The 25,121-nt window shown below is 70.8% G+C and carries 20 protein-coding genes and 1 other RNA gene; 13 read left to right on the top strand and 8 right to left on the bottom strand.

Annotation, left to right across the window (positions count from 1 at the left end):
• Positions 1–14: 14 nt before the first annotated feature.
• The 3 genes from EXE44_RS14625 to EXE44_RS14615 all read left to right on the top strand — a co-directional run bounded on the left by EXE44_RS14625 (position 15) and on the right by EXE44_RS14615 (position 3,466).
• Positions 15–1,529 carry a NuoM family protein gene (locus tag EXE44_RS14625; RefSeq protein WP_137717778.1) on the top strand — a complete coding sequence of 505 codons (1,515 nt, stop codon included), beginning with the start codon at positions 15–17 and terminating at the stop codon, positions 1,527–1,529.
• A complete protein-coding gene (locus EXE44_RS14620) occupies positions 1,522–3,024 on the top strand; it encodes an NADH-quinone oxidoreductase subunit N (RefSeq protein ID WP_137717759.1) in 1,503 nt (500 codons plus the stop codon). The genes EXE44_RS14625 and EXE44_RS14620 overlap by 8 nt, the downstream gene beginning before the upstream one ends.
• A 151-nt stretch (positions 3,025–3,175) precedes the next feature.
• Positions 3,176–3,466, top strand: a complete 291-nt coding sequence (locus tag EXE44_RS14615) for a hypothetical protein (protein WP_137717758.1) — start codon at positions 3,176–3,178, stop codon at positions 3,464–3,466.
• A gap of 14 nt (positions 3,467–3,480) precedes the next feature.
• On the opposite strand, the gene EXE44_RS14610 is transcribed toward EXE44_RS14615, so the two are convergent.
• Genes EXE44_RS14610 through EXE44_RS14600 form a run of 3 tightly spaced genes read right to left on the bottom strand, consistent with a single transcriptional unit; the run spans position 3,481 to position 5,972 of the window.
• Positions 3,481–3,711, bottom strand: a complete 231-nt coding sequence (locus EXE44_RS14610) for an H/ACA ribonucleoprotein complex subunit GAR1 (protein WP_137717757.1) — start codon at positions 3,709–3,711, stop codon at positions 3,481–3,483.
• Between the two features lie 2 nt (positions 3,712–3,713).
• Complete coding sequence (gene srp19 / locus EXE44_RS14605) at positions 3,714–3,992, bottom strand: signal recognition particle subunit SRP19 (RefSeq protein ID WP_053771557.1); 279 nt, start codon at positions 3,990–3,992, stop codon at positions 3,714–3,716.
• Positions 3,993–4,052: 60 nt separating this feature from the next.
• A complete protein-coding gene (locus EXE44_RS14600) occupies positions 4,053–5,972 on the bottom strand; it encodes a PAS domain-containing sensor histidine kinase (protein WP_137717756.1) in 1,920 nt (639 codons plus the stop codon).
• Positions 5,973–6,206: 234 nt separating this feature from the next.
• On the opposite strand from EXE44_RS14600, the gene alaS reads away from it, so the two are divergent.
• The 5 genes from alaS (at position 6,207) to citZ (ending at position 13,917) form a co-directional block, all read left to right on the top strand.
• Positions 6,207–8,987: an alanine--tRNA ligase gene (gene alaS, locus EXE44_RS14595; RefSeq protein ID WP_137717755.1), complete on the top strand. Its 2,781-nt coding sequence runs from the start codon at positions 6,207–6,209 to the stop codon at positions 8,985–8,987.
• Between the two features lie 20 nt (positions 8,988–9,007).
• Complete coding sequence (locus EXE44_RS14590) at positions 9,008–9,811, top strand: alpha/beta fold hydrolase (RefSeq protein ID WP_137717754.1); 804 nt, start codon at positions 9,008–9,010, stop codon at positions 9,809–9,811.
• 107 nt (positions 9,812–9,918) lie between these two features.
• Positions 9,919–10,635, top strand: coding sequence for a type 1 glutamine amidotransferase (locus EXE44_RS14585; protein ID WP_137717753.1), 717 nt, complete (start codon positions 9,919–9,921; stop codon positions 10,633–10,635).
• Between the two features lie 93 nt (positions 10,636–10,728).
• A complete protein-coding gene (locus tag EXE44_RS14580; protein ID WP_137717752.1) occupies positions 10,729–12,618 on the top strand; it encodes a PINc/VapC family ATPase in 1,890 nt (629 codons plus the stop codon).
• A gap of 147 nt (positions 12,619–12,765) precedes the next feature.
• A complete protein-coding gene (gene citZ / locus EXE44_RS14575; protein ID WP_137717751.1) occupies positions 12,766–13,917 on the top strand; it encodes a citrate synthase in 1,152 nt (383 codons plus the stop codon).
• 72 nt (positions 13,918–13,989) lie between these two features.
• Here the strand turns inward: citZ and EXE44_RS14570 are convergent, their stop codons facing one another.
• The 3 genes from EXE44_RS14570 to EXE44_RS14560 all read right to left on the bottom strand — a co-directional run bounded on the left by EXE44_RS14570 (position 13,990) and on the right by EXE44_RS14560 (position 18,067).
• Positions 13,990–15,225: a digeranylgeranylglycerophospholipid reductase gene (locus tag EXE44_RS14570; protein ID WP_137717750.1), complete on the bottom strand. Its 1,236-nt coding sequence runs from the start codon at positions 15,223–15,225 to the stop codon at positions 13,990–13,992.
• A gap of 217 nt (positions 15,226–15,442) precedes the next feature.
• Positions 15,443–16,306, bottom strand: a complete 864-nt coding sequence (locus tag EXE44_RS14565; RefSeq protein WP_137717749.1) for a 2-oxoacid:ferredoxin oxidoreductase subunit beta — start codon at positions 16,304–16,306, stop codon at positions 15,443–15,445.
• A gap of 3 nt (positions 16,307–16,309) precedes the next feature.
• The gene (locus EXE44_RS14560; protein ID WP_121561885.1) at positions 16,310–18,067 is read right to left on the bottom strand and encodes a 2-oxoacid:acceptor oxidoreductase subunit alpha; all 1,758 of its coding nucleotides are present in this window, start codon (positions 18,065–18,067) and stop codon (positions 16,310–16,312) included.
• Positions 18,068–18,492: 425 nt separating this feature from the next.
• On the opposite strand from EXE44_RS14560, the gene EXE44_RS14555 reads away from it, so the two are divergent.
• Together EXE44_RS14555 and EXE44_RS14550 are read left to right on the top strand one after the other, a co-directional pair.
• Positions 18,493–19,137 carry an FAD-dependent oxidoreductase gene (locus EXE44_RS14555; RefSeq protein WP_137717748.1) on the top strand — a complete coding sequence of 215 codons (645 nt, stop codon included), beginning with the start codon at positions 18,493–18,495 and terminating at the stop codon, positions 19,135–19,137.
• Between the two features lie 81 nt (positions 19,138–19,218).
• Positions 19,219–20,244 (top strand): aldo/keto reductase, encoded by a 1,026-nt coding sequence (locus EXE44_RS14550; protein WP_137717747.1) that lies wholly within the window; start codon positions 19,219–19,221, stop codon positions 20,242–20,244.
• 53 nt (positions 20,245–20,297) lie between these two features.
• On the opposite strand, the gene EXE44_RS14545 is transcribed toward EXE44_RS14550, so the two are convergent.
• Positions 20,298–20,756 carry a hypothetical protein gene (locus EXE44_RS14545; protein ID WP_137717746.1) on the bottom strand — a complete coding sequence of 153 codons (459 nt, stop codon included), beginning with the start codon at positions 20,754–20,756 and terminating at the stop codon, positions 20,298–20,300.
• 147 nt (positions 20,757–20,903) lie between these two features.
• On the opposite strand from EXE44_RS14545, the gene EXE44_RS14540 reads away from it, so the two are divergent.
• A complete protein-coding gene (locus EXE44_RS14540; RefSeq protein WP_121561889.1) occupies positions 20,904–21,317 on the top strand; it encodes a hypothetical protein in 414 nt (137 codons plus the stop codon).
• Between the two features lie 115 nt (positions 21,318–21,432).
• Positions 21,433–21,744, top strand: an RNA gene (gene ffs, locus EXE44_RS14535) — signal recognition particle sRNA.
• A 470-nt stretch (positions 21,745–22,214) separates the two neighbouring features.
• Here ffs and EXE44_RS14530 read toward each other — a convergent pair.
• Positions 22,215–22,799: a GNAT family N-acetyltransferase gene (locus EXE44_RS14530; protein WP_137717745.1), complete on the bottom strand. Its 585-nt coding sequence runs from the start codon at positions 22,797–22,799 to the stop codon at positions 22,215–22,217.
• A 153-nt stretch (positions 22,800–22,952) separates the two neighbouring features.
• Between EXE44_RS14530 and EXE44_RS14525 the strand changes: the two genes are divergently transcribed.
• Entirely contained in the window at positions 22,953–24,887 is a 1,935-nt protein-coding gene (locus EXE44_RS14525; protein WP_137717744.1) for an ATP-dependent DNA ligase, read from the top strand.
• Positions 24,888–25,121: the final 234 nt, after the last annotated feature.

The following is a 25,121-nucleotide window of genomic DNA, read 5'->3' as shown; positions in this document are numbered from 1 at the left end:
TACTCGAAGCGCTCATGGCGGCCGCGTTCGTCGGCGCGCTGACGGTGTTCCTCGCGCCCGACGAGTGGGCCGGCAGGCTGGCGTTCGCGATCAGCCTGATCCCGTTCGTCGGCAGCCTCTACCTCTGGTCCGGCTTCGAGGCCGGCGGCAACGCGCTGCTCGGCGGCGAGATCGCGTACGCGACCCAGATAGAGTGGCTCGAGGTCGGCGGCCGCACCGTCTCGTGGTTCGTCGGGCTCGACGGGATCAGCCTCCCGCTGTTCGTGCTCACGACGTTCCTGGTGCCGCTGGCGATCCTCAGCGCGTGGACGCCCGTCGACACGCGACAGAGCCAGTTCTACGGGCTCATGCTGTTCATGGAGGCGAACCTGCTCGGCGTCTTCGCCGCGCTCGACTTCTTCCTGTGGTTCGTCTTCTGGGAGGCCGTGCTGGTCCCGATGTACTTCCTCATCGGGATCTGGGGCGGTCCGCGCCGCAAGTACGCCGCGATCAAGTTCTTCGTCTACACGAACGCGGCGTCGCTGCTGATGTTCATCGGCTTCATGAGCCTCGTGTTCGCGCTCGGCGACTCGGTGTCGTCGTTCGCCCTGCCGGAGATCGCGCAGGCGATCGCCGCGGGCGACCTGAGCGCCTGGTTCGGCATCCCGGCCGACCGCATCGCGATGGTCGCGTTCCTCGCGATGTTCCTCGGGTTCGCGGTGAAGGTCCCGATCGTGCCGTTCCACACGTGGTTGCCGGACGCCCACGTTCAGGCGCCGACCCCCGCGTCGGTGCTCCTGGCGGGCGTCCTCCTGAAGATGGGGACGTACGCGCTGCTCCGGTTCAACTTCACGATGCTCCCCGAGCAGGCGTCGATGCTCGCGGTCCCGATCGCGGCGATAGCCGTCATCAGCGTCATCTACGGCGCGATGCTGGCGCTCGCACAGAAGGACCTCAAGCGGATCGTCGCCTACTCGTCCGTCTCGTCGATGGGCTACGTCATCCTCGGACTCATCGTCTTCACCGAGTACGGGATCGGCGGGGCGACGTTCCAGATGGTCGCGCACGGCCTCATCTCGGGGCTGATGTTCATGGCGGTCGGCGTCATCTACAACGCGACCCACACCCGGATGGTCGGCGACATGGCCGGCATGGCCGACCGGATGCCGGTCACCGTCGGCATCCTCGTCGCCGGCGCGTTCGGCTACATGGGGCTCCCGCTGATGGCTGGCTTCGCCGGAGAGTTCTTCATCTTCGTCGGCTCGCTGTCCGCGCCGGCGCTCCCGTACGCCCCGGTGTTCACGGCGCTCGCGATGTTCGGTATCGTCATCGTCGCCGGCTACCTGCTGTCGGCGATGCAGAGCACGCTGTTCGGTCCCTTCGAACTGGAGACCGACTACGACGTCGGCCCCGCGGCGTTCCACGACGTCGCCCCGCTCGCGGTGCTCCTGGTGGCGATCATCGTGCTGGGCGTCGCGCCCGACATCTTCTTCGAGATGATCCGTGACGCTGCCCTGCCGGTCGTCGAGGGGGTGACGATCGATGGTTAACGGACTGCCCGCCGTGACGGCGCTGCTGCCGGCGCTGCTGTTGGCCGTCACCGGACTCGCGCTGCTGCTGGTCGACACGGTCCGGCCGGACGCGCGCTCGAACACGTCGATGGCGGTCGTCGGCGCGGTCGGGTCGCTCGCCGCGCTGGCGGCTACCGTCTGGCTCACCGCCAGCGGCGGCGTGAGCCCGGACGGCGGCGCCGTGCTGCTGTTCGCCGACGCGGTGAAGGTGGACACGCTGGCGCTGTTCTTCACCGCCATCTTCGCGTCGGTGACCGCGCTGGTGTTAGTCGCCGCGCACGACTACTTCCACGACCACGCCAACCCGGCGGCGTTCTACTCGCTCGTGACGTTCGCGGCGACCGGGATGGCGCTGCTCGCGGTCGCGAACTCGCTCGCGGTCGTGTTCGTCGCCTTAGAGATGGTGTCGCTGCCGTCGTACGTGCTCGTCGCGTACCTCAAGCAGGACCGCGGCAGCGTCGAGGCGGGGCTGAAGTACTTCCTCGTCGGGGCGCTCTCGTCGGCGGTCTTCCTGTTCGGCATCTCGCTCGTGTACGCCGCGACCGGGTCGCTCATCCTCGCCGACATCGCGTCGGCGTCGATAGAGGGCCTGGCCGGCGTGCTCGGCGTCGGCGTCGTGATGATGATCGGCGGCGTCGCGTTCAAGACCGCGTCCGTCCCGTTCCACTTCTGGGCGCCGGAGGCGTACGAGGGCGCGCCCGCGCCGGTGAGCGCCTTCCTCTCGTCGGCCTCGAAGGCCGCCGGGTTCGTCGTCGCGTTCCGCGTGTTCACCGAGGCGTTCCCGCTGGAGATGGCGGTGTCCGCGAACGTCGACTGGATGCTCGCCTTCGCGGTCCTCGCGGCCGTCACGATGACGCTCGGTAACTTCGCGGCAGCGGTCCAGGAGGAGGTCAAGCGGATGCTCGCGTACTCCTCCATCGGGCACGCCGGGTACGCGCTCATCGGCGTCGCCGCGCTCACGGTCGACGGGCCCGCCAACGGCACGGTCATGGGCGCCGCGATGGCGCACCTGCTCGTCTACGGGTTCATGAACACCGGCGCGTTCCTCTTCGTCGCGATGGCGGAGCGGTGGGGCGTCGGTCGGACCTTCGCGGACTACGCGGGGCTCTGGCGGCGCGCGCCGGTCGCCTCCGTCGCGATGGCCGTGTTCATGTTCTCGCTCGCGGGGCTCCCGCCGTTCGCCGGGTTCTTCTCGAAGTACTTCCTGTTCCAGGCGGCCATCGACAACGGCTTCCTGTGGCTGGCGGGCCTCGGCGCGGTGAACAGCGTCGTGTCGCTGTACTACTACAGCCGGGTCGTGAAGGCGCTGTTCCTCGACGACCCCGAGTCGCCGAGCGCGCTCGACGCGATCGATGTGCGGCCGACGGCGCTGTACGCCGCGGTCGTCTTCGCGGCGGTCGCGACGGTGCTGCTCCTACCCGGCTTCGGCCCCGTCATCGAGACGGCCGAGGCGGCGGCGTCGGCGCTGTTCTGAGCGCCCGCGGGACTTCTCCGCTTTCGACGTGCCTCACGCCCCTAGCGACGGCGCCGACCGCCTCGGCGGGGGACAGACGCGGCGGCTTTCGGTCGCCGACCCCCGCGCCGGCGCCCACAGATACTCATTCGTTCGGTCCCTCGGTACGCGCGTGTCCCGGACTCGCACCTACCGGTGTCTGAACTGCCTCGACGAGACCGTCACGCGCTCGTTCGACACTTCGCACCTCTCGATGACCTGTCCGAGCTGCGGGTCGTTCGAGCGGTTCGCGAACGAGGCGGTGATCGAGCAGTTCGAGTCGCTCGAGGCGTCGCCGCCCTCGGAGTTCGACTGGGACCGGCTGGAACGCCGGGAGAAGCTGCTGGTCGCGGAGCGGATCGCTCGCACGGACAAGACGCTCGCGGACTTCGACGTGACGGGCGGCGACGCGACGGAGGCGTAGCCCCGCTCGGGGCGCTACCGCGCGTACAGCTTGCCGCCGACGAGGTCGGGGAGTCCGACGCCGTCGCCGGGCGTGACGGCCACGTAGGGGCGATCGACCGGCCCGAACACGTCGACGACGCGGCCGACCGTCGACAGCGACTCGTCGACGACGCTCGCGCCGATCCGCGGGGGCTCGGCGCCGGCGTCGCCGCGGGCGATCGCGAGCCCGCCGGCGGTGCGGACGACGGTACCGACGCGCCGCACGGTTACTCCCGGAGCACGCCGAGGTACGCGGCGATCGCCTGGACGAGGTCGTTCTTCGCGGTGTCATCGGTGCCCTGGACCGCCACGTACCCGCGGGCCTCGAACTCCCGGGAGTACGTCGCGTCGCGCTCGACGACCGCGTCGTAGCCGACCTGCTGGACGGCCTTCGCTATCTCGTCGACGGTCGGCGCTTCGACCGCCAGATCCGTCGGGACGCGGCGCCCCTCCGAGCGGGACAGCTCGGCGTCGAAGTAGGCGGGGTAGACGACGTTCTCGACCATACCGTGATCCCCTCGCGCGCGGCGTAAGGTCGTTTCGGACCGCCGCGCGCCCGGCGCCGCTCAGTCGGTGCGGAACTCGAACCGCGCCCCGCCGTCCGCGCCGGTCGTCGCCTCGACGGTCCAGCCGTGCGCCTCGGCGATGCGCTCGCTGATGGCGAGCCCGAGTCCCGTGCCCGACTCGTCGGTCGTGAAGCCGCTCTCGAACACCCGGTCGCGGTCCGCTTCCGGGATCCCGACGCCGTCGTCCTCGACGTAGAAGCCGCTCGCGGGGCTCCCGTCGTCCGTCTCGAAGGGGCCTGTCCCGACCCGGACCGAGAGCGGCTCGTCGGGGGCGTCGCGGCCGCGTTCGACGCTGTCGTCGGGCTCTCCCCGACTGCTCGTGGAACCGTGTTCCACACTGTTCCGGAAGACGTTCTCGAACAGTTCGCGCAGCCGCGTGCGGTTCGCCTCCAGGGTCGCGTCGGACTCGACCGTCAGCGTCGCGGCGTCCGTGTCGACGCCCTCCCAGGCCTCTCGCGCCACGGCGGCCAGCGACACCGGCTCCGTCTCGCCCACCGACCGCCCCTCCCTGGCCAGCGACAAGAGGTCCTCGACGAGTTCGTCCATGCGCGCGACGGCGTCCGCGACCCTGTCGAGGTGGTCCGGGTCGCCCGTCTCGCGGGCGAGGTCGACGTACCCGTCCGCGACCGACAGCGGGTTCCGGAGGTCGTGGGAGACGATGGAGGCGAACTCGTCGAGCCGCTCGTTCTGTCGCCGCAGCGTCTCCTCGCGCTCGCGCCGGTCGGTGACGTCGGTGTAGATGGCGTACCCGGCGGCGTTCGCGGCGTCGAGGTGGATCGGGATGACGTGGAGGATGAAGTGACGCGGCCCGTCGGCGGTGACCCGCGTGACCTCCCGGCGAACGTTCTCGCCGCGCTGGAGCTGCTCGTTGAGCTCCGCCGCCTCCGCGTCGGCCTCCGGGGGAACGATGTAGTCGTCGATGGACTCGCCGATCACCGTCTCCGGGTCGTATCCGAACGTCGCCTCGAACGCCTCGTTCACCTGCCGGACGACCGGGTCGCCGTCGACGTAGTCGTAGGCGATGGCGGGGTCAGGCACGTTCGTGAACAGCGCGAGCAGGCGGTCCCGCTCGGCCCTGAGCGTCTCGGTGACGTCGATCCGGTCGAGTGTCTCTTCGAGGTGCGAGCCCAGCAGCTCCGCCAGCCGGCGGTCGGCGTCGTCGAACGCGTCGGCGTCGTCGCTCCCGCCGGCCGCGAGCTGGAAGACCACGTCCTCGCCCACGGGGACGGTGAGCAGCGTGTCGAACTGGCTCTCGGGGTTCGGGTTCGGCGCGATGGAGACGTCGCCGGTCTGGACCGCCTGCCCCGCCACGCCGGTCCCGACGCGGACGCGGTTACAGTCCTCGACGGGCGTCCCGCTGGAGGTGACCACGGGCTCGACCCACTCGCCGTCGCGGACCGCGACCACGCTCTGGTACTCCGGGAACACCAGCTCGGCGACGGCGATCGCGGCCCGGTACGCCTTGTCGACCGACCTAACGGCCGCGAGCTCCGTCATCCCGGCGTTGAGCTGTTCGATCCGCGACGGGGTCCGCGTCGGCTCCGTCCGGACGACGGACCGCCGCTCCCGGGCGAGCAGCCACGACACCGTCTCCGAGAGCGACTCCGGCGTCCGCGCGACCGCGTCCACGAGCGGGTCGGTCGCGACCCGGCCGGTCGGGTCGTCGACGAAGGCGACGACGGAACCGACGGGGTCGGCGGACCGGACCCGTTCGAGCCCCGCTTCGCTGGCGACGACGGTCACGTCGGCCCCGGCGATACGCGACCCGTCGACGGCGGCCGCGTCGGCGGCGTGCGTCTCGACCGCGTCGTCCTCACCGTCGGGAGCGTCGGCGCCGAGGCGGTCCTCGAGGTCGTCGGCGAGTCCCGGGGCGCCGCCGAGGACGAGAACCGATGCGCGCTCGCCCAGCGCAGAAGTCACAATTGTACGTGATAGGTGTCGCCGAGAGTATAAATCTTCTTACCGGTCGACCAGATCCGGCCCGATCGCCCGTTCCGCCCCGCCACGCGGCCGCTCTCGACGGGCCGCGCGACCGGCCGGCGGCGTTCCGTCCGAGCGCCGTCGATCGAGGCCGGCTCGCGGCGGCGAACGGCGCGTCGCGCCCGACGAGCGACCCCGGAACCCTTTTGGAGCAACACGGGCCACGTTCGTGTAATGAGCGATCTCGAAGCGGAGTACCGTCTCGATTACTTCGAGGAGGAGGGGTTCGAGCGCAGGGAGTGTACCTCCTGTGGCGCGCACTTCTGGACCCGCGACGCGGAGCGAGAACTCTGCGGCGAGCCGCCCTGTGAGGACTACAGCTTCATCGACGACCCCGGGTTCCCGGAGGCCCGGTCGCTGTCGGAGATGCGCGAGGCGTTCCTCTCATTCTTCGAGGAGCACGGCCACGAGCGGATCGACCCGTACCCCGTCGCCGCCAACCGCTGGCGCGACGACGTCCTCCTGACACAGGCGTCGATCTACGACTTCCAGCCGCTCGTCACCTCCGGGCAGACGCCGCCGCCGGCGAACCCGCTGACGATCTCGCAGCCCTGTATCCGGATGCAGGACATCGACAACGTCGGCAAGACGGGCCGTCACACGATGGCGTTCGAGATGATGGCCCACCACGCGTTCAACACGCGCGAGGAGGTCGAGGAGGACGAGTACGCCTACCACGGCGAGGTGTACTGGAAAGACGAGACGGTCCGGTACTGCGACGAGCTGTTCGAGAGCCTCGGGGCGAACCTCGAGGAGATCACCTACATCGAGGACCCGTGGGTCGGCGGCGGCAACGCCGGCCCCGCCATCGAGGTCATCTACAAGGGCGCCGAGCTGGCGACGCTCGTCTTCATGTGTATGGAACAGGACCCCGAGGGCGACTACGAGATGAAAGACGGGAACTCGTACTCGTTCATGGACACGTACATCGTCGACACCGGGTACGGGTTAGAGCGGTGGACCTGGATGAGTCAGGGGACCGCGACGGTGTACGAGGCCGTCTACCCCGACGCCATCGAATTCCTGAAGGACAACGCCGGGATCGAACACACCGAGGCGGAACGCGAGATCGTCCACCGCGCCGCGAAGCTCTCCGGCCGCCTCGACATCGACGACGTCGACGACGTGGAGGCGGCCCGCGGCGAGATCGCCGACCGGCTCGACGTCGACGTCGACCGGCTGCGCGAGCTGGTGGAGCCGCTCGAATCGATCTACGCCATCGCCGACCACTCGCGGACGCTCGCGTACATGTTCGGCGACGAGATCGTCCCCTCGAACGTCGGCACGGGCTACCTCGCCCGCATGGTGTTGCGCCGGATGAAGCGGCTCGTCGACGAGGTGGGCGTCGACGCGCCCCTCGACGAGCTGGTCGACATACAGGCCGACCGGCTCGGCTATGAGAACCGCGACACGATCCGCGAGATCGTCCGCAGCGAGGAGCGCAAGTACGAGCGGACCCTGGAGCGCGGCGCCCGCAAGGTCGAGCAGCTCGCCGACGAGTACGCCGGCACCGGCGAGCCGATCCCGACCGAGGAGCTGCTGGAGCTGTACGACTCCCACGGGATCCAGCCCGACATGGTCGCCGACATCGCCGGCGAGCGCGGCGCGACCGTCGACGTGCCGGACGACTTCTACGCGCTCGTCGCCGACCGCCACGAGGAGAGCGACGCCGCGGCGGCGGCCGACGAGCGCGACGAGCGGCTCGCCGACCTCCCCGAGACGGAGAAGCTGTTCTACGACGACCAGGGCCGCACCGAGTTCGAGGCGGTCGTCCTCGACGTGCTCGACGCCGAGGAGGGGTACGACGTGGTCCTGGACCAGACGATGTTCTACCCCGAGGGCGGCGGCCAGCCGGCCGACAGGGGCCACCTCACGGTCGGCGAGACGACGGTCGACGTCGACGACGTTCAGGAGGTCGACGGCGTCGTCCTCCACCGCACGGACGCGGACCCCGGGAAAGGCGAGTTCGTCAAGGGACAGGTCGACGGCGACCGCCGCGAGCGGCTCCGCGCGCACCACACCGCGACCCACCTCATCGGCCACGCCGCCCGGCAGGTGCTCGGCGACCACGTCCGGCAGGCGGGCGCGCAAAAGGGGACGGACTCGGCGCGGCTCGACGTGCGCCACTTCGAGCGCATCACCCGCGAGGACGTGAAGGCGATCGAGCGCGTCGCGAACGAGCTGATCCGAGACGACGTGCCCGTCCGGCAGGAGTGGCCCGACCGCAACGAGGCCGAGGCCGAACACGGCTTCGACCTGTACCAGGGCGGCGTCCCGCCGGGAACGAACGTCCGCCTGATCCACGTCGGCGACGCGGACGTCCAGGCCTGCGCCGGCACCCACGTCGACCGGACCGGCGAGATCGGCGCCGTAAAGGTGCTGAAGACGGAGCCCGTCCAGGACGGCGTCGAGCGGATCGCCTTCGCGGCCGGCGCCGCGGCGGTCGAGGCGACCCAGCGCACCGAGGACGCGCTGTACGACGCGGCCGAGGTGTTAGACGTCGACCCCCTCGACGTGCCCGACACCGCCGAGCGCTTCTTCGAGGAGTGGAAGGCGCGGGGGAAGGAGATCGAGTCGCTCAAAGAGGAACTGGCGACCGCGCGCGCGTCGGGCGGCGCCGACGCCGAGGAGGTCGAGGTCGCCGGGACGACGGCGGTGATCCAGCGGCTCGACGGCGACGCCGACGAACTGCGCGCGACCGCGAACGCCCACGTCGACGACGGGAAGGTCGCGGTGATCGGCAGCGGCGCCGACGGCTCCGCGAGCTTCGTCGTCGGCGTCCCGGACGGCGTCGACGTGAACGCCGGGCAGGTCGTCTCTGAGCTCGCCGGCCGCGTGGGCGGCGGGGGCGGCGGCCCGCCGGACTTCGCGCAGGGGGGCGGTCCGGACGCGGACGCGCTGGACGAGGCGCTCGACGCCGCTCCGGACGTCCTCCGCAACCTCCAGGAGGCCTGACGGCCCCACACGGACCCCCCATGCCCCACGCGACCAACGCCGGCGTCGAGATCCGCTACGAGGTCGACGCGCCCGACGCGGGCGACCCCGACGAGGCGGTCGTGTTCTGCGGCGACGTCGGCCTCGGCGCGTGGCAGTTCGGCTGGCAACACGCCGCGCTGGCGGGGCCGCACACGGTCGTCACGCCGGAGACGCGCGGCGTCGGCCGGTCCGACGCCCCGCCCGGCCCGTACGGGGTCGAGGCGCTCGCGGCCGACCTCGACGCGGTCTGTGCGGCCGAGGGGATCCGCAACGCACACCTCGTCGGCTACGGCCTCGGCGGGATGGTCGCGCTGACGGCGGCGCTGGCCTCCTCGCGGCCGGCGAGCCTCGCCCTGATCGGGACGCCGCCCGCGGGCGACGCGTACAACCCCGCTGGCGTCTGGGCCGACCCGAGCGACCCGGCCGCGGTCGAGGGGTCGCTCTCCGGGCTGCTCTCGCCCGACTTCCGCGAGGCGCACCCGGACGCGCTCTCGCGGATCGCGGAGTGGCGTCTCGCCGAGGACGCCGACCGCGAGACGTATGAGGCCCACCGCGCCGCGGTCGAGGGGTTCGACCTGACCGACGGCCTCTTCGAGGCCACGACGCCGGCGTTGGTCGTCCACGGCACCGACGACACCGCCTGCCCGGTCACGGCCGGCGAGACGCTCGCGGAGGGGCTCCCGCGCGGGGAGTTCCACTCGATCGAGGGCGCCCGGCACCTCGTCGGCGTCGAGGCGTCGGCCGCGGTCAACGACCTGCTCGTCGGGTGGCTCGCCGAGCAGGCGGGCGACCCGTTCGCGTAGGGCGGCGGGCGAACGCCGCGGTGCGGGCGGCGCGGGCGCGTCCGCGTCGGCGGCCGGCACGTCCGGCGCCGCAACCGTTTTGTGACTCTCGGCTCTCCGTTCGGTCGATGACTCGCCTCCGGTTCGCCCTGTTGAACGCCGCCCACGACGGCGCGAACACCCGTCGGAACTTCCGCCGCGAGATCGACGCCGACCTCGTCGAGTTCGACGCCGTCGACGGCGACCTCCCCGAACACACCGAGTTCGACGGCGTCGTCGTGACCGGATCGCGCTCGTCGGTCTACTGGGACGAGGCGTGGATCCCGCCGCTCGTCGACTACGTCGCCGAGGCCACCGACGCCGGCGTCCCGGTCCTCGGCGTCTGCTACGGCCACCAGGTGCTCGCAGAGGCGCTCGGCGGCCGCGTCGCCGGGATGGACGGCTTCGAGATCGGCTACAACGAGATCCGACAGGTGCGCGACGACCCGCTGTTCGAGGGGATCGGCGAGACGTTCACGGCCTTCACGACTCACGGCGACGCGGTGGTCGAACTCCCGCCGTCCGCGACGCTGCTGGCCGAGAACGACCGCGGCGTCCACGCGTTCCGCGACGGGCACTGCTGGGGCGTCCAGTTCCACCCCGAGTACGACGTTGAGACCGCCCGCGACGTGACGGACGGCAAGCGCGACCAGATCGGCGACGCGCGCGTCGACGCCGTCCTGGAATCGATCACCCCCGAGGCGTACGACGCCGCCTGCGAGGCGAAGGCGCTGTTCGAGAACTTCACCGCCTACGCCGAGCGGCTGGCGGCCGAGCGGGCGGACGCCGCCGCCGCTGACGACTGAGCGGGACGGGCGGCCGCGGTCGGTCCCTTTCCGCCGTCGCCGGCGCGGCCCCCGGTCGAACACGCTTATACGGTTCCCGTCCCGAACCTCGGTATGAACGTAGTACCGGACACGAGCGCGGTCGTCGACGGCCGCGTGTCCGAACGCGTCGCGGACGGGACCTACGAGTCGGTCACCGTGTTCGTCCCGGAGGCGGTCGTCGGCGAGCTCGAGTCGCAGGCCAACGACGGGCTCGAATCGGGCTGGGACGGGCTGAGCGAGCTGAAGCGGCTCGCCGACTACGCCGACGACGGCCGGATCGAGCTGCGGTACGTCGGCGAGCGCGCGAGCGGCGACGCCCGCTCGAACGCCCACGAGGGCGACGTGGACGCGCTGATCCGCGACCTGGCCGCCGACCACGACGCGACGCTGCTGTCGAGCGACGTGGTCCAGGCCGAGGTCGCCCGCGCGAAGGGGCTCGATGTCGAGTACGTCGAGCCGGTCGCCCGCGGCGTCGTCGACGAGCTCCCGATCCAGGACTTCTTCACCGACGAGACGATGTCCGTCCACCTCAAGACGGGGACCGTCCCGAAGGCGAAGCGCGGGAGCCTCGGCGAGATGCGCTACGTCGAGATCGCCGACGAGCCGACCGACGAGGCCCAGATGCGCGAGTGGGCCAACTCGATCGTCGACCTCGCCCGCCAGTCGAACGAGGGGTTCATCGAGCTCTCGGACGACGGGATGGACATCGTCCAGTTCCGCAACTACCGGATCGCGGTCGCCCGACCGCCGTTCGCGGACGGCATCGAGATCACCGCGGTCAGACCGATCGCGAAGACGAGCCTCGACGACTACGAGTTCGCCGACGAGCTCCGCGAGCGGTTCAAAGAGCGCAAGCGCGGCGTGCTCATCTCCGGGTCGCCCGGGGCCGGGAAGTCGACGTTCGCGCAGGCGGTCGCGGAGTTCCTGAACGACAGCGACTACGCGGTGAAGACGATGGAGAAGCCGCGCGACCTCCAGGTCGGCCCGGAGATCACGCAGTACGGCGCGCTCGGCGGCGCAATGGAGAACACCGCCGACTCGCTCCTCTTAGTCCGCCCCGACTACACCATCTACGACGAGGTCCGGAAGACGGACGACTTCGAGGTGTTCTCGGACATGCGGATGGCCGGCGTCGGGATGGTCGGCGTCGTCCACGCCTCCCGCGCCATCGACGCGCTCCAGCGGCTGGTCGGCCGCGTCGAGCTCGGGATGATCCCCCAGATCGTCGACACCGTCGTCTACATCGAGGCCGGCGAGGTCCACACCGTCTACGACGTGACCACCGAGGTGAAGGTGCCCGCCGGACTCACGGCCGAGGACCTCGCTCGCCCGGTCATCCAGGTTTCGAACTTCGAGACGGGGCAGCCCGAGTACGAGATCTACACGTTCAACCGGCAGGTCGTCACGGTGCCGCTGAACGAGGACGGCGGCGAGGCGGACGGCGACTCCGGCGTCGGCCGCATCGCCAAGAAGGAGATCGAACGCGAGATCAAGTCGGTCGCGCACGGCCACGTCGACGTGGAGCTCAACGGCGACGACGAGGCGGTCGTCTACGTCACCGAGGGCGACATCGGCACGGTGATCGGGAAGGGCGGCGGCCGCATCGCCGACATCGAGAGCCGGCTCGGGATCGACATCGACGTCCGGACGCACGAGGAGAAGCCCGGCGGGTCGGGCCCGGGCGCCCCGGGCGGCGCCGCCGACAACGGCCGCGGCGACGGACAGGTCGGGGCCGAGCGCGGGACGGTGGTCGCGCCGGAGATCACCTCGCGGCACGTCGTCATCGACGTCGACGACGGCGTCGGCGAGACGGTGGAGGTGCGCGCCGACGGCGAGTACCTCTTCACCGCCACCGTCGGCCGCGGCGGCGAGGTCCAGGTCTCCCGCGGCTCCGCCATCGCCGAGGAACTGGAGGACGCGATCGACCGGAACCGCACGGTGACGGTCGTTCCGGCGCGGTAAGCGAGACCGTCTCCGGTCGGCCGCGCCGCGAGCCGGACGCTTCAGAACCCCGCCACGCCGTCGGACGACGCGGCGGGGTACCACGATCGTCGTAACGTATCCCTCCTGAAAGATAACGCTTTTTTGACGGCCTTGACAACTCGGGGTATGGCAGATGAGTTAAAGCGCGGGCTCGAAGGCGTCCTCGTCGCGGAGTCGGATCTGAGCTACGTCGACGGCGAGGTCGGCAAGCTCGTGTATCGCGGGTACGACATCGAGGACCTCGCGCGCGGGGCGACGTACGAGGAGGTGCTGTACCTGCTGTGGCACGGCTCCCTACCCAACGCCGCGGAGCTCGACTCGTTCGCCGCCGACCTCGCGGCGGAGCGCGAGGTGAACGACGACGTCATCGAGACGGTCCGCGCCCTCGCGGACGCGGGCGAGCGGCCGATGGCCGCGCTCCGCACCGCGACGTCGATGCTGTCGGCGTACGACCCGGACACGGGGGACGAAGACGGCGACGCCGGCGAGGCCACCCTCCGTCAGGGCCGCCGGATCACGGCGAAGATCCCGACGGTCCTCGCCGCGTTCGAGCGCGTCCGTCAGGGCGAGGAGCCGGTCGCCCCCGACCCGGACCTCTCGCACGCCGGGAACTTCCTCTACATGCTCACCGGGACCGAGCCCGACGCCGTGAGCGAGGAGACGTTCGACATGGCGCTCACGCTCCACGCCGACCACGGGCTCAACGCCTCCACGTTCACCGCGATGGTGATCGGCTCGACGATGGCCGACGTCTACTCCGGCGTCACCGGCGGCATCGGCGCGCTCTCCGGCCCCCTCCACGGCGGGGCCAACCAGGACGTGATGGAGGTGCTCCACGAGATCGACGCCTCCGCGAAGGACCCCGTCCAGTGGGTGAAAGACCGGCAGGACGACGGCGGGCGCATTCCCGGGTTCGGGCACCGCGTCTACAAGGTGAAAGACCCCCGCGCGAAGATCCTCGAAGAGAAGCTCCGCGACCTCGCCGAGTCGTCCGGCGACACGAAGTGGCTCGACTACACCACCGCCATCGAGGAGTACCTCACCGACCAGGGGCTCGTCGAGAAGGGGATCGCCCCGAACGTCGACTTCTACTCCGGCTCCGTCTACGACTCGCTCGGCATCCCGCTCGACATGTACACGCCCATCTTCGCGATGAGCCGCGTCGGCGGGTGGATCGCCCACGTCGCAGAGTACCAGGAGGACAACCGCCTCATCCGCCCGCGCGCGCGGTACACCGGCCCCGAGGACGCCGAGTTCGTCCCCATCGACGAGCGATAGCCACCGCGACCGACGCGGTCCGTCGCCCGGCGCGTTTTCTCTCCTTCGGCGTCGCGACGCTTCGACGCGGTCTCAGACGTCGAGTCGCTCGCGGGCGAACTTCGTGAGCAGCGGGATGTCGTCGAGGTGAAGCAGCTTCGCCATCGCGCGCTTGTCGCCCTGGTTCGCCCGTTCGAGGGTGTTCTCCTCCGCCTCCTTGAGGTCGCGCATGAACCGGTCGTAGCGCTCGTTGGGCGCGAGGTACAGCAGCCGCGTGAGCATCAGCCGCGCCTTCATCCGCGGGGCCACGTCGCGGTGCCACAGCCGCTCGTACACCGCGAGGCTCTCGGCGTCGAGGCGGCGCTCCGAGTCCGTGAGACACCGGTCGACGGTGGCCGCCGCGGCGCGGGCGGATTTCATGCCCTTGTGGATCCCCTCGCCCCATAACGGGTCGATGGTCGGCACGGTATCGCCGATCGCGAGGAAGCGGTCCGTGTGCATCTCGTCGGGCATCTGGATGTGCGCGGAGCCGCGGTGAACCTTCCCGTCGATGCGCTCGGCGTCGGCGAACCGCGGGTCGCGGCTCACCCAGTCGTCGAGGTAGCCGTCGACGGTCTTGCCCGCCTCGGCGAACTCGCGGTGGCGGTCGTTCTGGATGTAACAGATGCCCACCTTCGCGGTGTCCTCGCCGGTCGCGAAGATCCACGAGTAGCCGCCCGGCGCGATGTCGTGGTCCAGGCGGAGCATCATCGCCCGTCGGAGGTCCGCGTACTCCGGGTGGTTCATCTCGACGCCCTCCATCTCGTACTCGATGCCGATCGCCTGGTTCTCGCGTTCGAGGTCGACGACGTCGAGCGCGCTCGCGAGCGGCGCGGCCGGGCCGGTCGCGTCGATCACCACGTCGGCGTACACCTCCTCGTCGCCGTTGTACCGCACCCCCTCGATGACGCCGTCGTCGTCGAGGATCGGTCGGGAGACGCGCGCGTCGAAGCGGTACTCGGCGCCGTTCTCGCGGCCGTCCTCGACGAGGAACCGCTTGAACTCCGCGAACTCCAACACCGCTCCGGGCTGGTAGCTCTCGTAGTACTCGTTGGGCGACTCCAGCACCACGTCGTCGGTGTAGGACATCACGACGTCGTCGGGGATCCCGAACGAGGACATCATCGACGGGAACGTGCCGGCGGTCGACTTGTTGCTCTGTCGCGGGAACTCGTCTTCCGACTCCGTCTCTAAGACGACGACGTCGTAGTCGCGCGTCGCCAGGTCGCGGGCGCACTGCGCGCCCGCCGGCCCGGCGCCGGCGATAGCGACGTCGTAGCGATCAACCATACACGCCAGTTGCGGACCCTCCTAATTAGGCTTGCTGAAACCCGACGGAAAATACGTGCGAACCCCCTCGTTCGCCCGGTTTTGGCCGTCGAGAGAGGTCGGAATGCGGGCGGGTTGGTTCGGCGTTCGGGGTCGGCTCCGCCCCTCCGAGTGCGAGCGGATTAGGACCCTTGCGCGAGGGTCGATCCGGCCCCCGGCGGCGGACCCGCGATCCGGTTCAGTAGAACTCGCGGACGAGGTCGGTCGCGCCCTCGGGGGCGCCGTCCGGGAGCACGGACATGTCCTCGTCGACGCCGTGCTGCTCGTGGTACGGCACCGACGACTCGTCTTTGTAGATGACGCCCTGGTGTTCCTTCTCGTTGTCGAGGATGACGTCCTTCGCCGCCTCGCGGTCGGTCGGGTCGTGGTCCGACTCCTTCAGGTCGACCAGCGAGTCGCGGAAGTAGTCGTAGGTGTCGACGTCGTTGAAGGTGACGCACGGCGAGTAGACGTTGACGAAGCCGAACCCGTCGTGCTCGATGGCCTCTTGGATGATCTCCTGGTGGCGGAGCGCGTCCGAGGAGAACGACTGCGCGATGAACGTCGCGCCCGAGGCGAGCGCCAGCGCGTGCGGATTGACCGGGGGCTGCTTCGGGCCCTCGGGGCTCGTCGACGTCTCGAAGTCCTCGCGGGAGGTCGGGGAGGCCTGCCCCTTCGTCAGCCCGTAGATGCGGTTGTCCATCACGACGTACGTCATGTCGACGTTGCGTCGGACGGCGTGGACGAAGTGGCCCGCGCCGATGGAGTAGCCGTCGCCGTCGCCGCCGGCGACCATCACTTCGATGTCGGGCCGGGCCATCTTGACGCCGGTCCCGACGGGGAGCGCGCGCCCGTGAACGCCGTGGAGCGCGTAGCTGTGCATGTACGTGCCGATCTTCCCGGAACAGCCGATGCCGGCGACGACGAAGGTGTTGTCGGGGTCGTTCCCCGTCTCCGCGAGCGCCTTCATCATCCCGTTCATCGTCCCGAAGTCGCCGCATCCCGGGCACCACGTCGGCTGCTTGTCGGACTTGAAGTCGGTGAATCGAATGTCTGAGCTCATTGGTTACGCCTCCACCCCCGCTTCGAGGGTCGACTTGATCTCCGCTGCGAGTTCATCGGCCTTGAACCGCACGCCGTTGTACTTGTTCACGCGGTCGACCCGTTCGAGCACGTCGTGCTCGACGAGGTCCGCGAACTGCCCCTGCTCGTTACACTCGACGACGACCGTCGTCTCGGCCGCCGCCACGTCCTCCGAGAGATCCGGCCGCGGGAAGATGTACGGGACCGAGAGGACCCGCACGTCCTGGCCCTCCTCGTCGAGGATGTCGACCGCCTCGGCGAGCGCGCCCTCGTTCGACCCCCAGGTGATGACGAGGTCGTCGGCGTCCGCGTCGCCGAACTCGCGCGGGCTCCAGTCCTCGCGCTCGCGGGCCGTCTCCACCTTCCGGTTGCGCTTGTCGACCTGCGCGACGCGCATGTCGGTGTCCTCGGTCCGGCGTCCCTGCTCGTCGTGTTCGAGGCCGGTGGACATGTGCGCGCCGTCGGCCGTGCCGGGGAACGCCCGCGGCGAGATCCCGTCGTCGGTGATCTCGTGGGGCTGGAAGCCGCCCGACTCGCTCATGTGGTCGTCGATCGTCGTCTCGTCGACGACGTTCCCGCGGTCGACCTCTACCTCGTCCATGTCGAAGGTGTCCGGGGAGAACGTCTGCTCGGTGACCGCCATCGAGAGGTCGGCGGTGAGGTAGACGGGGACCTGGTACTTCTCGGCGAGGTTGAACGCCTCGACCGTCTTCCAGAAGCACTCGTCGATGGTGGTCGGCGCGAGGACGAACCGCGGCACCTCGCCGTGGCCGCCGTACAGCATCTGGTTTAAGTCGCCCTGCTCCTGTTTCGTCGGCATCCCCGTCGAGGGGCCCGAGCGCATCACGTTACAGATGACGAGCGGCGTCTCGGAGGTGGCGATGAGCCCGAACGTCTCGGTCATCAGGTCGATCCCCGGCCCGGAGGTCGCCGTCATCGCGCGGGCGCCGCCGCGGGCCGCGCCGAGCGCCATGTTGATCGCCGACAGCTCGTCTTCCGCCTGGACGACGTGGCCGCCGTACCGCTCGATGCGGCCGGTGAGGTACGTCATCACGTCGGTCGCGGGCGTGATCGGGTAGCCGGCGTAGAAGCGGCAGCCGGCCGCGATGGCGCCCATGCCGATCGCCTCGTCCCCGTTGAGGAGGACGTAGTCCTCGTCGGTGGTCTCCAGCGAGTAGTCGAACTCGTGGTCGTACTCCTCGGCGACGTACGACTGCCCCGCGCGGGCCGCCTCCTTGTTGTTGTCGACGAGCTTCTGCCCCTTGTCCTTGAACCGCTTCTCCAGCGCCGAGTCGAGGTTCTCGATGGGGAACTCCGCCACCTCGCAGGCGGCGCCGAGCGCGACGACGTTCCGCATGATCGCCCCGCCGGCCTCCTCGGCCAGGCTCTTGAGCGGCACGTCGAGGCCGATCATCCCCTCGGGGATCTCGACGTCCTGCATCGTCGTCCGCTCGCCGTCGTAGATGATCACCGACCCCTCGTGGAGCTCGTCGAGGTTCTCCTCGATCGTCCGGGGCGTCAACGCGATGAGCACGTCGAGCCGGTCAACGACGCTCTGTACCTTGTCGACGGAGGTCCGCACCTTGTAGGCGGTGTACCCGCCTCGGATCCGCGATGCGAAGTCCTTCGACGTGAACACGTGCCGACCCGCGCGGGAAAGCGCCTGTGCGAAGATCTTCCCCGTCGAGTCGATGCCGTCGCCGGCCTCCCCGCCGACAGCCCAGTTGAAATCCGCAGCCATGTGCTATGGGCAAGGTTCCGGCGGACTCATCAAAAGGCTTCTGGAAGGAGCCACCGACACGTTTCTGGACGAACGTGTCCGCTCTCGCGAATATTGTCGCCTCTAAGCTGCTATATCGGCTCCAAATGGAGGATAATTAAACATACGTTCACCAAATTCCTCACGATCGACCCCTCGCGTCGGACCGGTTTTCGACGACCGTCGAATACTCTCGGTCGGGAACGGCCCCGCGACGCGGCGACGGGCGCGTCGAGTCGACGGGGTGAGCGCGTCGCGTCGACGCGGCGGGAACGTCGGCTCGACGGACGAGCGCGTCCGAGCTGTCCCGGAGGCGTTGGTTGAGCCGCCCCGTGGGAACCGGTTTCGACACGGGCAGGACCGACGCCGACGGGAAGGCGTTTGTGTCTCCCCCGCCGATCCGGGGTATGGACACGACAGCGACGGTCGAGTCGGTCGAGGCGGTCGGGCCCGACACGTGCGCCCTCCGCTTCACCGCGCCCGAGGGGTTCGCGGCCGAACCCGGACAGTTCGTGAAGCTCGGCACCGAGATCGACGGCGAGTCGGTCGCCCGCTTCTACACCCTCTCGTCGCCCCGGGTCGGCGAGACGTTCGAGGTCACGGTCGGGATCGATCCCGACGAGGGCGGCGACTTCTCGGCGTTCCTCTCGGACGCCGAGGCTGGCACCGAGATGACCCTCTCCGGCCCGTTCGGCGACCAGCACTACGACGGCGAGCCCCGCGCCGTCGTGATCGCGGGGGGTCCCGGGGTCGGCCCCGCGGTCGCCATCGCGGAACGCGCGCTCGACGAGGGCGCCGAGGCCGCGGTCGTCTACCGCGACGACGACGTCGCCCACGCCGACCGGATCGACGCGCTCCGCGAGCGCGGCGCCGCGGTTCGCCTCCCGGACGCGGACGAGCCCCTGACCGACGCCGTCGCCGACGCGCTCACCGGCGCGGCCGGGGAGACGGTGTTCGTTTACGGGTTCGCCGACCTCGTCGCGGACGCGGAGGCCGCGGTCGACGCGGCCGGCGGCGACGCCGACGCCGCGAAGGTCGAGAACTTCGGGTAGTCGCGGCTTTCCGGACGGCACCCTCCCGCGCTCCCCGCCGGTGCCGCCACGCTTTACGTACCGCGCGCGAGAGTGGCGCGTATGGACTACCGACGGCTCGGGAACACCGGACTCAGCGTCTCGGAGCTCTGCTTCGGCACGTGGCGGTTCGGGCGCGAGACGAACGGCGTCGTGGAGACCGGTCGCGAGGAGTCGCACGAGCTCCTCGACGCGGCCGCGGACCGCGGGATCAACTTCATCGACACGGCCAACGTGTACGGGACGCCGAACGGGAAAAGCGAGACGTACATCGGCGAGTGGCTCGCCGACCGCGACCGCGAGGACTACGTCATCGCCTCGAAGGTGTACTTCCCGTTCGACGGCCGCGGCGAGCCCGGGCCCAACGACTCGGGGCTCGGCCGCAAGCACATCCGCGCGCAGGTCGAGGGCACCCTCGACCGCCTCGACACCGACTACCTCGACGTCTACTACATCCACCGCTGGGACGACGAGACGCCCATCGAGGAGACGATGCGCGCGCTCGACGAGCTGGTCGCCGAGGGGAAGGTCCACCACCTCGGCGCCTCGACGATGGCGGCCTGGCAGCTGACGAAGGCGCAGTGGACCGCCGACGTCAACGGCTACGCCTCCTTCGACGTGGTCCAGCCGCTCCACCACGCGGGCTACTACGAGGACGTGAAGGAGTACCTCGACGTCTGTATCGACCAGGACCTGGCGGTCTGCCCGTACTCCCCGCTCGCGGGCGGGTTCCTCACCGGGAAGTACGAGCGCGCCGACCCCGACGACCCGGAGCAGGTGGTCGCGCCCGACGGCTCGCGCGCGAGCTTCGACGATCGCTTCGAGCGCTTCTATCTCTCCGAGCGCGGCTGGAAGGTGCTCGACGCGGTCCGGGAGGTCGCCGACGAGCTCGACGCGACGCCCGCGCAGGTCGCGCTGGCGTGGCTGACCGAGTGGGACGAGTTCACCTGCGTCCCCATCGTTGGCGCGCGGACGGTCGACCAGCTCGACGAGAACGTCGCGGCCGCCGGCCTCGACCTCTCCGACGAGCAGTGGGACCGGATCATGGACGCGCGCTACGACCCCGACGGGAACCTCTGGGGCCACTGACCGGTCCGCGGATGTAGGGCGGGTCCGACGACTCCGCGCGAGCGCGCCGCCGGCTACGCCTCGAAGTCGGGCAGGTCGTCCGGCGCCTCGAAGTCGGCCTCCCAGTCGATGTACTCCTCTTTGAGCGTCTCGCAGACGATCTGTCCCAGCTCCGTGAGCCCGGCGTTGATCGCGGAGACGGTGCCCCACGAGTCGAGGTCGGGATGGAGGTCGCGCTCCTTCCAGTCCTCGGGAAGGCCCGGCGCGTGGTAGCCGACGCGGTCGGCGAAGTCGTCCCAGAAGAAGTCGAACCGGGAGACTAACCCGAGGTCGACGGCGATCCGCCAGTCGTCTTCGTCCATGTCGCTGCCGGCGGCCCACTCCCCGAACGCCTCCTCCCACGCGCCCTCGCGCAGGAACGCTTCGAGCTCGTCGCGGCGATACTCGCCGCCCGCTACCTCGGCGTCCTCGTACTCGTTCGGGTCGACGGCGGCGAGTTCGGGGGGGTCCGGCGGCTCGACGTCGAGTGTCATGCCCTACGATGGGCGCCGATGAGGCAAAACCCTACGGGAACGGGGCGCACCGAGCCGCCTTCCCCGATCGCGCGACTGCTTGCCCGTCCCGCCCGCCCGCCGCGACCGATCCGGTCCTTTTACCGCGGCGCCGTCCCGAGGACTGGTATGGACCTCCGCGCCGTCTCGCGTCGCGTCGGGATCGCCGCCGCCGTGGTCACCGTCGTCGCGCTCGTCGCGCCGTACGCGGTCATCACGGGGCCGGAGTACACGGCCCAGCTGGCGACGTACTACGCCTCCGGCGTCGTCGGCTGGGGCGGCATCGCGCTGTTCGCGCTGCTGTCCGCGGTCGTCATCGCCTCCGTCGAACGCGGGAACGTCGACCCCGGCACCCTCGCGGGCGTGGCGGTCGTCCTCGGCGTCGCCACGACCGCGAGCGCCGCGAGCTGGGCGCTGGCCGTCGAGCCGAGCCCGGTGTTCCGCGACCACCTCTGGCTCGTGTGGCACGCGCGCGTCGTCGTCGCGCTCTCCGTCCCCGTCCCGCTCGCCGCCGCGGCGTACGCTCGGGGCCTCCTGACGTAGTCGCGCCCCCTGCTCCGCGACGCCCCGCTCTGTCCCGTCCCGCCCTGCCCCGCCCTGCCCCGCCTCGACGGCGCCCGCCGAACGAAAGGCCCTTATGCCGCACCCGAATATCGTCGAACGGACTAGGTCGGGCGGTTAGGCCCCGCTCGTCACCCGTGAGGCAGTCTTCAGCGGGGACCGAACAGCGGGCACGTCCGGTCAGACCGGCACGGGCCCCGAGAGCCAACGTGGAAGCCTCGTCCGCCGGGGACAGCGGTCCGTGGCGCCCGCTCGCAGGAGCGGTCCGTCGCGGTTCGTCGGCGACACCGGGTCAGGCGCGGAAGCGAGCAGCCCACCGCCGGACGCCCGTCGCTCGTCGGGTCGCGGGGTGGAGGAGGCAATCGGGATACCCCGTGACGGAACGTCGGGCTACCCCGCCTGTCCGCCATTCATACTTCGTTTCGTTCGAGGAGTGGTGACGATACGACGTTGTTGTCGCCGGCGTGAGCGTCGAACTCGCGAGCGGTTGTTTATAAATGAACGCCGTCTGCGCGGAGTTCTGTATATAAACAATCGACGTCGCCGCCGCGAACACCGCCGAAGCCCCAGCCGCGCGGCCGCCGTACGCTCGCTGTGCTCCTCGGTCGCTCACTCCGTTCGCTCCCTGTGGTGCTTGCGTCGCCATCAGAACGCTCCGCGTTCTGATTGGCTCACGAGAGCTTTGCTCTCGTGAACGCCTACGCCGGCCGCGCAGCTGCCCCTTCGAGTCCCGCCCCCGCACCGCACGGCACCTCACGCCTCCCCAGCCTCGCGGCTCCCTACGGTCGCCGCGTCCCTCGCGCGTGCTCCTCGCGGCCGCCGAGGGCGGCCGCTCGCCGGCACGCGCCACCGCGACCTCAAAAGCAGTTGTATCGCGACTCAGCGACCGGTGTCGTACTTGTACGTCGCGGAGTCTGGGTCGATGCCGAAGTCCTCGGCAGACTCCTCGGGCTCGTCGTCGCCGGTCGGCTCGGCGTCTTTGAACGCCTTCCGGAGGGAACTCGGCATCTCGAAGGCGTCGACGGCCAGTTCGAGGCCGACGACCCCGCCGCCGAGGAACTCCCGCTTCTCAGTCAGGCGGTCAGAGAGCGCGGGCGGGAGATCGTCGGTGTCGACGCGCTCGAAGCCGAACTGCGCGAGGTAGTCGGGCTGGTCGGTGAGGACGTACACCGTCTCGAACCCGTCCGCGGCCGCGGTGTCGACGAGGCGCTCGACGACGTGCGCCCCGACGCCGCGCCGGCGCCACTCCGGGAGGACGCCGATGCCGGTGAGTTCGATCCGGTTGGCCTCGTCCTCGTCGCCGCGGTGGAGGCGGAGGCGGCCGAACCCCGCCCGGTCGCCGGACTCCTCGTCGACCGCGATCACGTAGTCCCGTGACCGGAAGGCGACGTCGTCGAGCCCCAGCTGCTCGATGGCGTCCAACAACCACGCCTCGTCACGGTTTTTGGCGTCGCGGACGTACATGAACGCTCGTACGAGACCGGAGGTGAAAAGCGGTTCCCCGCCGCCCCGGTCCGCCGGCGTCCCCCGCCGCGACGCGGATCCGCTCGCCCACCGCGCCCCGCCGCGCACGGCGCATCGGGCCGCTTTTGCCCCCCGCCCGCCGACCGGACGCGTATGGAGTTCGCCGCGCTGGCTGAACGGGCGGAACGGGTGGCCGCGAACGACGGCGACATCGAGACCACGCTCGCGGTCGCCGACCTGCTCGCGGACGCCGGCGGCGCCGCCGACGACGGCTCGACCGATGACCTCTCGGTCGTCGTCCGCTTCCTCCTCGGTCGCGTCTTCCCCGCCCACGACACCCGGACCCTCGACGTCGGGCCCGCGCTCTGTCGCGAGGCGATCGCCCGCGCCGCGGGGCAGAACGTCTCGGCCGCCGACGTGGAGGACCGCCTCGCCGAGCGCGGCGAGATCGGCGCCGTCGCGGCCGAGTACGACCTCGGCGGCCAGCGGGGGCTCGCCGCCTTCGGGAGCGGCCGCGACGCGCTCACGGTGGCCGCCCTCGACGAGGAGCTGCGCGACCTCGCGGCCGCGAGCGGCGAGGGGAGCGAGTCGCGCAAGCGGGACGCGCTGTTCGGCCTGTTCACGCGCTGTTCGCCCAGTGAGGCAGCGTTCCTCGCCCGTCTCGTCCTCGGGGAGATGCGGCTCGGCGTCGGCGAGGGAACGGTCCGCGACGCAATCGCGGAGGCGTTTCTGACCGCCGACGCGGAGGACGAACGGGCCGAGGCGGGCGACGACAACGGCGCTGACGACCCCGACGACACCGGCGCGCCCGACGACGACGAGGTGCCCGAACTCGCCGCGCCCGACGACGCCGTCGCGGCCGTCGAGCGGGCGCTCCAGGTGACGAACGACTACGGCCGCGTCGCGGTCCGCGCCCGCGACGAGGGGGTCGCGGGGCTCCGCGAGGAGTCGCTGCGCGTCGGCCGCCCGGTCCAGGCGATGCTCGCGCAGGCGGGCACCGCGACCGACGCGGTCGACGCCTTCGGCGAGGTCGCCGTCGAGACCAAGTTCGACGGCGCCCGCGTTCAGGTCCACTACGACCCCGGAGGCGACGACGGAGCGGGCGGCGGCGACGCCGCCGCCGGCGGCGACGGGGCGCTCGGCCCGAGGCTCTACTCGCGGAACATGGACGACGTGACCGAGGCGCTCCCGGAGATCGTCGAGTACGTCGCCGAGCGGGTCGACGTCCCGGTCATCCTCGACGGCGAGGTCGTCGCGGTCGACGACGACGGCGACCCGCTCCCGTTCCAGGAGGTGCTGCGCCGGTTCCGCCGGAAGCACGACGTCGACCGCATGCGCGAGGCGGTCTCGCTGCGGCTCCACGCGTTCGACTGCCTCCACGCCGACGGCGACGACCTGCTCGACCGCCCGCTCCGCGAGCGGCACGACCGGCTCCGGGCGGTCCTCCCGGACGCGGCCGCGGACCTCACGCTCGCGGACGACCCCGAGGCGATCGCGGCCGCGGAGCGGACCGCGCTCGACGCGGGCCACGAGGGCGTCATGCTGAAGAACCCCGAGGCGGCGTACACTCCGGGCGACCGCGGGCGCGACTGGCTGAAGCGCAAGCCGGACGTGGAGACGCTCGACGCGGTCGTCGTCGGCGCCGAGTGGGGCGAGGGGCGCCGCGCGGAGCTGTTCGGCACGTTCCTCCTCGCCGTCCGCGACGACGGGGGGGACGCGAGCGACGCAGCGGGTCGTGACGTAGCGGGCCGTGACGCAGCGGAGCGTGACGCGGCCGACCGCGACGCCGACGCCCCCGTGCCGGCGGGGTACGCGACGGTCGGCAAGGTGGCCACGGGGATCACCGACGAGGCGCTGGCGGACCTCACCGAGCGGCTGGAGCCGCACATCGTCGACGAGACGGGGACGACCGTCGCGTTCGACCCCGAACTGGTGGTCGAGGTCGGCTACGAGGAGATCCAGACCTCGCCGACGTACTCGGCCGGCTACGCCCTCCGGTTCCCGCGGTTCGTCGGCGTCCGCGAGGACAAGGGTGTCGACGACGCCGACTCGCTCGCCCGGGTCCGCCGGCTCGCCGGCGACGACTGAGCCGCCCGACGGGTCGGCGCCGACGCGACCTCGCCCGGCGTTCCGCCACGCGAAACCCCTTGACCCCTCGGCGCGTAGTGACGCCCATGCCAGGCCCGCTCGGCGACGCGACGCGGCGCGACCTCACCGACGCGGCCGCCGCCCGGCTCGCCGCCGACGGGTTCGCGGTCGACCGCCCGGAGAGCGGCGCCGAGCCCCCGGCGGTCGCGGCCCGCGGCGACGAGCGGATCGCGG

This window comes from Halorubrum sp. SS7, from assembly GCF_005435055.1.
Lineage (GTDB): Archaea > Halobacteriota > Halobacteria > Halobacteriales > Haloferacaceae > Halorubrum > Halorubrum salinarum.
The sequence above is the reverse complement of the archived record's forward strand: the minus strand, read 5'-3'. Positions and strand labels throughout refer to the sequence as shown.